Origin of the sequence: Vagococcus vulneris (genome assembly GCF_003950515.1) — a bacterium.
Taxonomy (GTDB): Bacteria; Bacillota; Bacilli; order Lactobacillales; family Vagococcaceae; genus Vagococcus; species Vagococcus vulneris.
Genome location: NZ_NGJS01000004.1, coordinates 68,253 through 81,711 on the forward strand (window position 1 = coordinate 68,253; position 13,459 = coordinate 81,711).

General features: G+C 35.0%; 11 protein-coding genes and 1 tRNA gene. 6 read left to right on the top strand and 6 right to left on the bottom strand.

The features are described from left to right. Positions 1-12: 12 nt before the first annotated feature. Entirely contained in the window at positions 13-1,683 is a 1,671-nt protein-coding gene (rnjA, locus tag CBF37_RS04250; protein WP_125983483.1) for a ribonuclease J1, read from the bottom strand. A 2-nt stretch (positions 1,684-1,685) separates the two neighbouring features. Beyond that, positions 1,686-1,901, bottom strand: coding sequence for a DNA-dependent RNA polymerase subunit epsilon (locus tag CBF37_RS04255; RefSeq protein WP_125983484.1), 216 nt, complete (start codon positions 1,899-1,901; stop codon positions 1,686-1,688). 441 nt (positions 1,902-2,342) lie between these two features. Here CBF37_RS04255 and CBF37_RS04260 point away from each other — a divergent pair, with 441 nt between their 5' ends. The 3 genes from CBF37_RS04260 to CBF37_RS04270 all read left to right on the top strand — a co-directional run bounded on the left by CBF37_RS04260 (position 2,343) and on the right by CBF37_RS04270 (position 4,829). Next, on the top strand, positions 2,343-3,356 hold the full coding sequence (locus CBF37_RS04260; protein ID WP_125983485.1) for a Gfo/Idh/MocA family protein: 1,014 nt from the start codon (positions 2,343-2,345) through the stop codon (positions 3,354-3,356). Between the two features lie 23 nt (positions 3,357-3,379). Next, positions 3,380-4,669, top strand: coding sequence for a DEAD/DEAH box helicase (locus tag CBF37_RS04265; protein ID WP_125983486.1), 1,290 nt, complete (start codon positions 3,380-3,382; stop codon positions 4,667-4,669). Between the two features lie 88 nt (positions 4,670-4,757). Then, positions 4,758-4,829: transfer RNA gene (locus tag CBF37_RS04270), tRNA-Arg, on the top strand. Positions 4,830-4,885: 56 nt separating this feature from the next. Here CBF37_RS04270 and mprF read toward each other — a convergent pair. Continuing rightward, positions 4,886-7,432 (bottom strand): bifunctional lysylphosphatidylglycerol flippase/synthetase MprF, encoded by a 2,547-nt coding sequence (mprF, locus tag CBF37_RS04275; protein ID WP_125983487.1) that lies wholly within the window; start codon positions 7,430-7,432, stop codon positions 4,886-4,888. 340 nt (positions 7,433-7,772) lie between these two features. Continuing rightward, positions 7,773-9,011: an aminopeptidase gene (locus CBF37_RS04280; protein ID WP_125983488.1), complete on the bottom strand. Its 1,239-nt coding sequence runs from the start codon at positions 9,009-9,011 to the stop codon at positions 7,773-7,775. A gap of 236 nt (positions 9,012-9,247) precedes the next feature. Here CBF37_RS04280 and CBF37_RS04285 point away from each other — a divergent pair, with 236 nt between their 5' ends. Continuing rightward, the gene (locus CBF37_RS04285) at positions 9,248-9,820 is read left to right on the top strand and encodes a TetR/AcrR family transcriptional regulator (protein ID WP_125983489.1); all 573 of its coding nucleotides are present in this window, start codon (positions 9,248-9,250) and stop codon (positions 9,818-9,820) included. Positions 9,821-9,864: 44 nt separating this feature from the next. Here CBF37_RS04285 and CBF37_RS04290 read toward each other — a convergent pair whose 3' ends face one another. Then, positions 9,865-10,314: a flavodoxin gene (locus CBF37_RS04290; protein WP_125983490.1), complete on the bottom strand. Its 450-nt coding sequence runs from the start codon at positions 10,312-10,314 to the stop codon at positions 9,865-9,867. 169 nt (positions 10,315-10,483) lie between these two features. On the opposite strand from CBF37_RS04290, the gene map reads away from it, so the two are divergent. Both map and CBF37_RS04300 read left to right on the top strand, forming a co-directional pair. Next, positions 10,484-11,233: a type I methionyl aminopeptidase gene (map, locus tag CBF37_RS04295; RefSeq protein WP_125983491.1), complete on the top strand. Its 750-nt coding sequence runs from the start codon at positions 10,484-10,486 to the stop codon at positions 11,231-11,233. Between the two features lie 13 nt (positions 11,234-11,246). Continuing rightward, entirely contained in the window at positions 11,247-12,224 is a 978-nt protein-coding gene (locus tag CBF37_RS04300; protein WP_125983492.1) for a YihY/virulence factor BrkB family protein, read from the top strand. Here the strand turns inward: CBF37_RS04300 and CBF37_RS04305 are convergent. Further along, a complete protein-coding gene (locus CBF37_RS04305; protein WP_125983493.1) occupies positions 12,221-13,363 on the bottom strand; it encodes a glycosyltransferase family 4 protein in 1,143 nt (380 codons plus the stop codon). The two genes, CBF37_RS04300 and CBF37_RS04305, sit on opposite strands and share 4 nt — an antisense overlap. Between the last annotated feature and the right edge of the window lie 96 nt (positions 13,364-13,459).

The window sequence follows — 13,459 nt, forward strand, 5'->3', positions numbered from 1 at the left end:
AAGGTTTTTTAGTTAAATACTTAAAACCATCGGAATAATCATTGGATGGCGTTCAGTTTTCTCTATTAGGAAGGGCTGAACAGCATTTATAATGACTTCATTAAGCATTGCTTCATCACAATTAGGACGCTTTAATGCTTTTCTGATAGCATTAAATAGTAGGTGTTGCGTTTCTTGGATTAGTTCACCTGACTCACGCATGTAAATAAAACCACGTGATAAGATATCAGGACCAGCAACAATTTTTTCTGTGTCATAATTTACTGTAGCAACAGCCAGAACAATTCCGTCTTCAGATAAAATACGACGATCCCGTAACACAATATTACCAATATCACCGATTCCACTACCATCAACATAAACATCTTCTGCATTAAAGTGACCTGCATGACGTGCGGATTCACTTGTCAATGCAAGAACATCACCATTTCCGATAATAAAACAATTTTCTTTTGGAATACCAGTGGCTTGCGCAGATTGTGAATGAACATTTAGCATACGGTATTCGCCATGTACAGGTACGAAGTATTTGGGCTTTAATAGGCGTAATAATAATTTTTGTTCTTGTTGCCCACCGTGTCCTGATGTGTGGATGTTGTTTACTTTGCCATGAATCACCGTGGCACCGGCTTCAGAAAGTAAATTAATCAAACGATTTACACTCGTTGTGTTACCAGGAATAGGGGAACTTGAAAAAATCACAGTATCATCGGGTTGGATAGAAATTTGCCTATGTGTTCCATTAGCGATACGACTTAGAGCTGCCATTGGCTCTCCTTGAGAACCGGTACATAAAATCATGATTTCGTTCGCTGCATACTGGTTAATATCACGACCGTCAATAAATGTTTCTTCAGGTGCTGTGATATAGCCCAAATTACGACCATTCACAATTGCATTTTCCATGCTTCTCCCAAAAACTGCAATTTTTCGTCCGGTTTGTACAGCAGCCTCACAGGTTTGTTGTAGACGAAAAATATTTGAAGCGAATGTTGCAAATATGACACGACCATCAACTTTTTCAATAATCCTTAATATTGACTCACCGATAACTTTTTCTGATTTTGTAAAGGTCGGAATTTCTGCATTTGTACTATCTGATAATAAACAAAGCACACCTTCTTCACCAAGACGAGCCATACGATGTAAGTCCGCTGGTTCTCCAACAGGTGTAAAATCAAATTTAAAGTCGCCAGAGTAGACAACATTACCTGAGGGTGTTTTGACAACGACACCTGTTGCTTCAGGGATACTATGCGTTGTGCGATAAAAACTGACCTGTGTTTTTCTGAATTTAATAACAGAATGTTCGTTCACTTCATGTAACTCGGCATCCCTAAGTAATCCGTGTTCATCTAACTTATTTCGGATTAAGGCTAAAGAAAGAGGACCCGCATAAATCGGAATATTAGCTTGTTTTAATAAAAACGGAACACCACCAATATGATCTTCATGTCCATGCGTGATAACTAATGCTTTAACTTTGTTTAGGTTTTTTAAAATATAACTATAATCAGGGATAACATAGTCGATACCTAATAAATCATCTTCGGGAAACTTGATACCAGCATCAATAATAATTATCTCATCTTGAAATTGGACCCCATACATGTTCTTTCCAATTTCACCAAGTCCGCCGAGACCAAAAACTCCAGTCTCGTTATTTTTTATATGGACTTTCATTATTAATTAAACTCCACTAATGTAAAATCAGCATTTTCTTTTTCGTATTCCAAATGATTTCCTTCAAGTGGTTGGATTAATTCAATATTGTAAGGGGTTTTTTCTGTAATGAGTCTACGAATAGCAACGTCAGATTCACCTTCGATATAAAGGGATTGTGTTTTTTCTCTTTGAGGACTAAATGCCTTATCCTCTTGGTAGTAAACTTTAAAAATCATATGTATATATCTCCTTTTGTCATAAAATTAGTCGAAATGATTGACTAAAGAAGCCTATGTTGTAGGCATAATCCATCTTATTTAGTTCTGGTTATTCTACTATCAAAAAGCTCTTTACTCATTCACCGTCTATGAGGAAACAACACTGCTTCCAATACTTAGTACATTTTATCATAGTTAAAACCTAAAGTATAGAAACATTCTTTAGTGAATCGTCTAAGTTGATTAATTTAGCAATAATTATTTTCAGTGTCGATCATTTATCAAAAAAATAAATGAACAAATATTTTACTTAAATCATTAGGGTGATTAAATCTACCTTGAGTTAAGAAAGTTAAAAAGAGAAACATCAAGTTATTTCTGTTATAATTATTAACGAAAGAAATGATTAGGCTAGAAGTACTTAGTTATCTGATAAAATAAAAAGAAAAGAGTGAGAGTATGTTAAATTTAGGAATAATCGGAACTAATTGGATTACGCATCAATTTGTCGATGCAGCGATTGAAAGCGGGGAGTATCGATTAAAAGGAGTCTACTCACGACATGAGCGAAAAGCGTTTGATTTTGCCGAAAGGTATCCTAACTCTGAGGATATCATTTTTGGAACCGACTTAGACAGATTTTTAAGTTGCTCAGAGATAGATGTTGTGTATATTGCTTCTCCTAATAGTTTGCATTTTTCTCAAGCAAAAGCAGCGATTAAGGCTGGAAAACACGTGATAGTAGAAAAACCAATTGCAGCTACACACCATGAATTAAAAGAGCTGATTCACTTAGCTGAAAAACACCATGTATTTATTTTTGAAGGTGCACGGCATATGCACGAACGAAATTTTCATAAAGTCAAAGAATTAACAAAAAACCATAGTAAATTGTTAGGCGCAAATTTAAACTTTATGAAGTATTCATCCCGTTATGATGCTTATTTAAATGGTGAAAATCCAAATATTTTTTCAGCAAAATTTTCTGGTGGTGCATTGATGGATTTAGGAGTTTATTTAATTTATGCTGCTGTTGAATGGTTTGGTGCACCGGATGAAGTAAAATATTTCGATCAAAAACTAACCTCAGGTGTTGATGTTATGGGGACGATGATTTTTAGATATCCGACTTTTGATATCACGATGATGACAGGAAAACATGCGGATAGTTATCTACCGTCCGAAATATATTTGACAGATGGTACCATTCGATTAGATGCAGTCAACTCGATTAATCAAATAACCAGAGAAGTAAGGACATCTACCGGGATTGAAAGCAAGGAACTCGCTGAAAATACGGATACTAATCCAATGATTGATGAAGCAAAAGCATTTAGCCGTGTAATAAATCATCCAGATAGTATCTCATCTAAGGCAGACTATAAACACTGGTTAGATGTTGCTTTGACTGTTCATGAAATAATGACGACAATCCGCAAACAAAATGGTATAGTGTTTGAAGCAGATAAATAAACCATGAAGTAAGGAAGAGATAGATGATAAACCAACTACCAAAAGTCTGGCAAGAGTTGTGGCAGCAAGAGTCTTATGGAGAACCGACATTAATTCAAGAAAAATTATTAGATCCATTAAATGAGGGAGAGTCAGTGCTGGGGATTTCACCAACAGGTTCTGGTAAAACAATAGCTTATTTATTACCTTTGCTAACTAAGGTAGTACAGGGTGATGGAAACCAATTGCTTGTATTACTACCATCTCAAGAACTGGCGTCACAAGTAGCAGAAGTTGCACGTACTTGGGCAAAACCTTTGGGATTGAGAGTTCAGAGTATTATTGGTGGAGCTAACATAAAACGCCAAATAGAAGGTTTAAAAAAAAGACCTGAAATTGTTATAGGGACACCCGGTCGTGTACTAGAACTAATTAAAACAAAAAAGATAAAAGCACACTTAATTCACTCATTGGTTTTAGATGAAATTGATGACTTGGTTGCTGCTTCAGAGTATAATTCGGCAAAAGGTGTGTTAAAAAGTGTTCAACGCGACACACAAATTGTCGGTATTTCGGCAACAGGTCAGGTCGTTGTACCAGAAATAAATCAAATTTTTGATAAAGAGCCATTAATCATTGATGTCACTAATGAAGATGATACAAAGGGTAAAATCACGCATGCCTATATTTTAACTCCTAGTCGTAAGCGGAGTGACGTTTTACGACGCTTAGTGCACACATCAGATTTTAAGGCACTTGTTTTCTTTAATCAGTTGACTGAATTAGGCGCTGTGTCCGAGCGCATGGACTTTCTGGAAGTTACTCATGGGACATTAGCATCCGATCAACATCAAAGTGAGCGTAAGGCCGCAATTACTGATTTTGAAAAAAATCGTTTGCCATTATTGTTGACGACAGACATTGGTGCTAGGGGGTTAGACTTTAGTTATCTACATTATGTTGTGCAATATGATGTGCCGATGGTAGCTGAAAATTACGTTCATCGTGCCGGCCGGGTTGGTCGTATGGGTAAAGACGGTATGGTTATCAGTCTAGTGAATGAGCGAGAGCTACGCAATCTTCGTCAGATTATGCGGGAAATAGGCCGCGATTTGGTTGAAGTATACGCGGCACATGGTGAAATCTTAACAGAGATGCCAGATGAAGCAGAGCCAAAAATTGCTGAAGCAAAGGATTCAAAAAAACCGAAAAAAGAAAAACCGATAAAAAAAGCTGTTGTAAAAACAGACCAAATAGCAGCGAAACCTAAAAAGAAAAAAAATCGCACGAAACGCAATAAAAATAAAGGCGTTCATTGGGAAAAAAATAATTAGTTGCATAAAAAGAGATATCTAAATGATGTCTCTTTTTTCCTCTTTACAAGTGTTGCAATAAATGAGAAAATAAGACTGTCTTTTTTAAGTCCTCTTAGTTAAATGGATATAACACGACCCTCCTAAGGTTGAGTTGTAGGTTCGATTCCTACAGAGGACGTAGGATAAATAAAAAAACACTCTTGCTTAAAAGTGTAAGCAAGAGTGTTTTTTTTGTTAGTCATTATTTTTAACTGAACGATTATCATTTAACAATAGCGATAACATGACAAAGGCTAAGTAATTATGTTTTGAGTAGGCTGTGTAACGCGGTTTCCAAAATGATGCATACTTATCTTTATAAGCACGTAGGCCTTTAAATGAGTAGAAACGATTGCCGTATTTATAAATTAAGAAAGCAATCCGTTCTTCTACAAAACTGTATTTAGTGATGCCAACATTTGAGAAAGGGGCCATGCCCAAATTGAAAACTTGATAGTCTTCTGATTTTAATTGTTCAAAGAGTGAGATAAACAGATAGTCCATGATACCTGAAGGCGCATTATCACTATAGCGCATTAAGTCGATTGAGACTGTATCATCTGTATATGTCGGCATAATATTAGCAAACGCGATAATAGCATCATCTTCATTTTTAACAATAAATATCGGATTACGCTGTATATAAGATTCTAAGTAAAAACCAAGTGAGAAGCCTTTTTCAGTTCGACCATCAAGCCAGCTGTCAGATACTGATTTTAATTGAGCCATTGTTTCGGCTGAAAATGGCGGATAAATCATTTTAGAGGTACAGCCTGCTTTTGATACTTGATTTAACATTGAGCGCAGACTTTTTTTCTTTTTACCTGAAGTAGTAAATTCAGGCAGACGAACATAAGCGTCTTCCCCCATTTTAATGAAATCAAAACCAATCTCATGGAGCTGCAAAACGATTTTTTCAGATACTTCATAAAAGATAGGAGAATATCCAAATAAATCACATTCTTGGATAAATTGAAATAATAAATTATTAAAGTCCGTTTTTTTGCCACTAGGGTCAGCCATAACGATACATTTATCTCGATAAATTGAGAATTGTAAATAAGCTGTATCTTCTTTATTTTTGTTTTGATAGAAATAAATGCGTTTATCTTTCAAAAAGACGAGTTCGCTATCAGTATTGCCACCATAATTCGTGAGTACATATAGCACACGATTTTCTTCAAAGTTGCTCCCGATTAAAATTCTTTTATTCTCAAAATAACGGAAAAGTAGCATCAAAAAAATAAAAATAATGATGATCACGATTAGACCAGCGAACCAAAGCTTTTCTGAAGGGAATACGAAGAAACCGGGCGTTTTGATTGTATGATGGAATATATGATGTTTGAATGTTACAAAACCAACAATCAAGTATAAGATAGTTAGACTGAATACAAAGATTCCATCTTTGGTCATCATTTCCCAAGAATAAACAAGTTGTTTGCGATATAACTCCGGTTTGGCCAAATAAGCGAGTAAAAATAAAAAGGCGATAAAAATAATAAATGGCCAATAAAGGTACTTCCAAGCACTGTACATCATTGAAATGGCAAGTACTACAAGGGTTGGTAAAAAAGCTCGTTCTATTTTACTTGATAGTCCTCGACCAACAGCAAAGAAGGCAAATGCCATAAATAATAGTGGGAACTTAGAAATGACCGGCAAATAAAGTGGATCGACTTTCACGAGCCATTCGTAATCAATGAAAGCTCGAGGAATTGTTGCTGAAAGTCCCAACATAAAGCCAGTGAAATACATCAAAAAGACAATTAGTTTTAATGACACTTGCGAAATGATTTTTGAGGGAATATGCTCGAAACGATCATCAAATTGTTGACCAAATGTTTTACCAAAACCAATTAGACCGATAGCGAAAGGAATAATATAATAGAATAAGCGATAAAGAAGTATCCAAGCGACAACTTGATCTCTCGGAATACCGCTAGCAGCTAATCCTAAAATCATAAGAACGTCAAATGAGCCTAATTCTCCGGGAATCATCGAAATAATTCCGATAACTTGTGCAGCAATAAAAAGTGGTAAAACTTGCATAATAGAAAAATCTATCCCCATTAATTTACCGATTGCCATGAAGCTGAAGATAACACCTGTCCATTCTAAAAATGACGTCAAAATTAAACCTGTTCTGACTTTAGCAGTCATATTTCCGATATAAGCATCCTTTCGAAGAACAGATATTACAACAACTATGGGAAAATAGAGACCACCGACTAATAACCAGACCCAATATTTTTGGACGTAATGTGCATTGTTGCTAGTAAAAGCAAAAATAAAAGCAGCAAAACTGTATATAGATAAACCAGACATTAATAAAAGCAGAACTTTGGATAATGCTTGGACAATGTCGCGATTGTGCTTGCCTTGTCCGTATATCTGTGAGCGCAGTCCCATACTGATTAAGCCGCCAAAACCAACTATATTATTCATTGTATTGATTAATAGACTGCTTTCAAAAAGATAACGCGGTTTGACTGTCGTATTAAGTAGTTTAGTCAGTATAATATCGTAGCCAATCATCGGCAATACTGCGATAAATCCGATTAAGGCCATACCAATAATGGCACCGATAGATAATGTGCTGAAGGTGTTACCTAGCTGATCTAGCGTAACTGTTTTTGCAATTGCATTTAATTCGTGCCCAACAATTAAAATAACTGATGCAATAAAGATAACTTTAAGAGAAGTTTGATATTTTTTGCCTAACTGTATTAATTTTTTCATTGTATCCTCCTTACCAAGAAATACATACAAGACTATTATATAATAAATAGCTAGAAGAAAAAACTTGAATAAAAAAAGCTAATTAATAAAATGTTTTTTAGGATGAATAATACGATTGTTCAGATTTTTTTATTTAATAAGATGGTTTCTGTTGAGTTTAAAATAGTAGATGTCCCTAAATATTTTAAAACGTTGCTTGTCGTATTATTTGAAAATTTAGGCTAATGCAATGAGCTTATACATAAAGTGATGACAGTTTTATTTAAATAATTAGTTTTATAAATGAAATATATATAAAAAACCGAATCTATTGAAAAAATAGACTCGGTTTGAGGAGTGTTTAAGCCCACTCACCATTTCGGAAAATAGGAATGATTGTACCATCTTTTTTGATACCGTCAATATTCATTTTATTTGAACCAATCATGAAATCTACGTGAGTTTGGCTTCGGTTTAATCCAGCAGCTTCAAGTTCTTCATCAGTCATATCTGTGCCACCTTTAAGATTAAACGCATAAGCAGAACCAAGTGCTAAATGATTAGAAGCATTTTCATCAAATAAGGTGTTGTAAAAAACGATACCTGATTGAGAAATAGGTGAGCTATCAGGTACTAATGCAACTTCTCCTAGACTTTTAGCCCCATCATCAGTATCTAAAAGTTTTTTAAGAACATCTTCGCCTTTATCAGCTTTAACATCAATCACTTTTCCATCTTTAAAAGTAAAATGCATACCTTCAATTGTTGTTCCAGAGTAACTTAATGGTTTTGTACTTGAAACAGTACCATCGATACGTGTACGATCAGGTGCAGTAAAGACTTCTTCTGTCGGCATATTAGCAATGAAGGTTTCGCCACGGGCATTTTTACTACCAGCACCTTCCCATAGATGTCCTTCTGGTAATCCAATCAATAAATCAGTTCCTGGTGCAGTATAATGAAGCAAATCAAATTGTTCTGCGTTTAATTCTTCAGCTTTTGATTGCAATAGTTTTTCGTGTGCGTACCAAGCATCAATCGGATTGTCTTCATACATGCGTGTTGCTTTGAAAATAGCAGTCCATAGAGCATCCAATTGTTCTTCCTTCGTAGACAACTCAGGAAAAACTTTTGCAGCCCAATCTTGTCCGGCAGCGGCCACTACTAACCAACTGACTTTATTGGCTTGTGTTGCTTGGCGCAACGGCATAAGTGCTTTACCGTTGGCTTTTTGGAATTCAGCAATCCGATGTCCATCTATACCTAAAAAAGCATCCGGGTTACTTGAAACTAAACTAATTCGGCTAGCTTCTTTGTCTAACCAATCGTGCATTTCACTAATTCTGTGTTCTGGTACTGTTGTCAAAACTTCTTCATCAGCATGCAAAAAAGTTTGTCGAGAAACAAAGTCATCTCCCCATTGTGTAATGACTTGGCGGGCACCTAATCGATAAGCTTCTTCAACAATCAAACGTACTAAAGGTGCTTGTTCAACTTGTGCTTGAACCACAACGGTGTGTGATTTTTGTACATTAATACCTACTTTTGTAATCACTTGTGCATAGTTTTTCAAAAGAGAATCAAAATTTTCAATGGACATAAAAAAACCTCATTTCTATCTATTTAATGATAAATAATTTTAGCATATTACTAGGAATCTATCAATTTTTAAATATATAGAACATATTTTTTATAACATTAACTTTTTGTAAAAAAAACAAAAATAATGACGGAATCTCTTTTTTTAATAGATAAATAATGATACAATATCTCCAAGGTGGGGTAATAATTTTCACGAAATTATTTTCTGTCTGATTTTAAAGGGGGAAACTAAAAATGGCAAGAAGAAAGACGATTACACGTGAGCATATCTTAGATGCAACATATCAAGTGATTTCGACTGAAGGGTTTTCAGGATTTACAGCGCGAAATATTGCAAATAAAATGAAAACTTCTACACAACCGATTTATCTTGAATTTAAAAACATGGAGGATCTAAGAGATGTGTTTTTAAAAGAGATCGAGAAAGATTTAAATGATAACGTATTTTCAAAAGTGATCACGGGGGATCCTTTAATTGATTTATGCTTAAACTATGTAGACTTTGCAAAAAAAGAAAAAGTACTTTATCGTTCTTTATTTGTTGAAGATCATGAAGGTGGCAAGGGTCTTAATAAATATACGCATCGCTTGTATTTAGAAAAATTAAATTCATCAGATAAATATCGTGATTTTTCAGATGAGCAGAAAGAATCTTTATTTATCGCAATCTGGATTACAGTGACAGGATTAGCTTCCTTGATTTCATCTGAACGCATCCATCCAACTCAAGATGAAATCAGTAAAATTATTACAGATTGTGTAACTTATAAACAATCTACTGATGAAAAAATTAAATTAACATTTTAACTAAATAAAAAATGGTTAACACCGAGGAGTGATAACCATTTTTTTTATAGATTGTTATAGGTTTCAACTAATGATTCAGCAAAAGACTCTAAGGCAATAATATCTTCTTCTTCAGCAGCCAGTTCGACCTTGACTGATTCGGCACCTTTAGTCGCACCAGTTTTTTCAAATGATGCGTCAAAGTCATCAACACATTTGCAGAAGTAGTCATAAAATGTATCGCCTGAACCAACGACACCATATATTTTACCGTCTAGGTTAAGTTCCAATAAGTCCTCATGAAAGTCAATGATTTCATCAGGAAGATTTCCATCATCATATGTATAACAAGCCACGACACAAATATCGGCATCCTCAAAATCAGCGGCATCTACCTGTGTACATTCTTCCATTTCAACATCAATGCTTAAGTTCTCCAGGGCTTCACAAACAACATCAGCAATTTCCTCTGTATTTCCTGTCAGACTGGCATAGACAATTTTAGCAAGTGTCATTTACACAAGCCTCCTTTTTTAAATCTATACAAGATTATAACAGAAAGGACCAGAAAAACAATTATAATTAAATTGAAAAAACGGCGACTTTTTAATAAGATGTTGGAGACATAAACGGTTTATGATAAAATAAGTGTGCTATGTGTATAGTTTGAGAGGAGAAATAATAATGATTACATTAAAATCACCGCGTGAAATCGAAATGATGCGCGAATCTGGAGCTTTATTGGCAAGTGTCCATGAAGCATTACGAGACTTTATTAAACCAGGTATTACAAGTTGGGATATAGAAGTGTTTGTGCGCCACATGATTGAAGAAAATGGCGGAGTACCGGCACAAATCGGCTTTGAAGGCTATGAATACGCGACATGTTGTAGTATTAATGATGAAATATGTCACGGTTTTCCCCGCAAGACTAAATTAAAAGATGGCGATTTAATCAAAGTTGACATGTGTATTGATTTAAAGGGTGCAATGAGCGATTCATGCTGGGCATATGTTGTAGGAAAATCAACTCCTGAAATTGATAAATTAATGGAGGTAACAAAAAAGGCTCTTTATCTAGGCATCGACCAAGCACAAGTGGGTAATCGCATCGGAGATATTGGCCATGCTATTCAAACTTATGTTGAGGGGGAAGAATTGAGTGTAGTTCGCGACTTTATCGGCCATGGTATCGGACCAACAATTCATGAAGCACCGTCTGTGCCTCATTACGGGGAAGCAGGTAAAGGGTTGCGTCTAAAAGAAGGAATGGTAATTACCATTGAGCCAATGGTCAATACTGGTACTTGGCAAATGAAAATGGATAATAATGGTTGGACTGCACGGACAAAAGATGGTGGATTAAGTTGTCAATACGAACACACCATTGCAATCACCAAAGAAGGACCGCAAATTTTAACGATGCAGAAATAGTTGAGGTAGTAATATGTTGGGTGAAGAGGAGAAAAATTCTTTTAAACATGCAGTAAAAATTTTATCGTTAACATTTAACGATGCAGAAATAAGGATTTATTCTATAGTTATCACGTATTATTTACTGCTCGCTTTTTTTCCTCTGCTGATTGCAGTGGGAAATATTTTACCATTCTTAAATATTAGTCAAGAACATGTCTTGTTGTATATTCAGGAATTGCTTCCTTCAGCAATTTATCACTTTATGGAAGAAACCATTGATAATTTACTGACTACTAGTAACGGTGGCTTGCTTTCAATTTCTGCTATTGGTACGATTTGGGCAGTAAGTAAAGGAATAAACGGCATACAAATTAGTCTAAACAAAGCTTATGGTTTGTCGAAATCTAAAATGCAGCTACTCCATCGGTTGTTTTCGTTTTTGATGGTATTTCTGTTACTATTTGTCATTACGTTATTACTAATTATTATGGGATTTGGTCAGGTAATCTTAGAATATCTTTTACCGCGACTTGGATTGCCAGAATCAATTCTGACAACATTCATTCGGCTACGCTGGCCAGTTACTTCTACAGTATTGTTTGTTATTTTATTGATGCTGTTTTATTTTGTGCCGGCAGTTAAGGTTCACATTAAAGCTATTATTCCAGGAGCCATTTTTACAACCATTTCTTGGATGGCTGTAACTCAGTTCTTTGGAATATATTTAAAATTTTTTGTAAAGAGAATCAACAGTTATGGTTTTATTGGTGGTTTTATCATCTTTATTTTATGGCTAAATATTGCCTCCAAGCTGATTATTACCGGTGGTGTACTTAATGTGACAGTTGAGAAACTAAAATACGGTAAGATTAAAGAAAAACGAACAGTAGTTGATTACTATATTGAAGATCGACTGAATAAAGATGACGTGAAACATCCACGTGTTAACGGCGTACTCAGTCGATTTGAGAATAAAGAAAATAAAGAAAAAAAAGACAAACATGATTAGTCATGCTTGTCTCTTTTATTTTGTTTGCGTTTTTCAAGAATCTCTTGACGATAGGCACGATTTCCAATGAATTTAAATAATGTTAGCATCGGCTGACGATCAGTGCCTAATAATCCTAGCAGTTCAATGAGAATTTCGATACCAAAGAAGCAGCTGATAATAAGCAAAATCGTTGCCCAAGTATTTGTGTACATATAAAGTAACGCAATAAGTGAAAAAATAATAGCTAAACAATAAATCATTAGCACAGCCCCCCGATGAGTAAAGCCCATCGACAGTAGGCGGTGGTGCAGATGCATTTTGTCTGCAGAAGAAATTGGTTTCCGATTGATTTTTCGTCGTAGCATAGCAAAAATTGTATCCGTAATGGGTACGCCTAAAATAATTAGTGGTGAAATTAAAGAAATAAAAGTTGCGTTTTTTAACCCTTGGATTGACACTAATGAAATCATAAAACCTAAAAACAATGCACCCGTATCGCCTAAATAAATTTTAGCAGGGAAAAAATTATAAGGGAAAAACCCGATTGTACTGACCAATAGAATAAAAATTGTAATCGGTACTTGTAGTTTGACAGCTCCGGTAGAACTACTAATATAACCGATTAATCCGATTGTTGTCAGCGCAATAATTGAAATTCCTGAAGCTAGTCCATCTAGACCGTCAATTAGATTAATTGCATTTGTTAATGCAAGAATCCAGAGGATGGTTATCGGATAACTGAATATACCAAGATGGATAACCCCTAGATAAGGGATTGTGATTGTTTGAATGGTGATATCAAAAACAAAACATACATATATTGCCGCTAAAATAATACCAAATAGTTTTTGACGTGGTGTCAATTCAAAAATATCATCAAACAGTCCAGTAATTACGATGATTCCGGATGAAGCAATTAAATTTAAACTGTAGTATAAGGGAATAACATCCTGAAATAATATAACAAGTGACAATGAAAATGCAATATATATAGCAAGACCACCGGCACTAGGCATAATTTTTTTATTAATTCGTCTTTTATTTGGGACATCTACTGCACCTATTTTAAAAGATAACCGCCTGATCAAGGGAGTAATTAATGCGGCAACTCCTGCGGTAGCTAATAAACGAAGCAGTAAGGTCATCAAAAAATTCATAATGTGTACCTACTTTCGCAATTCAAACTACATTATAACCGATAAAAGAAAGAGAAACAATTACTCCAAAATAAAGTTTTAATAATTTTTTTAAGT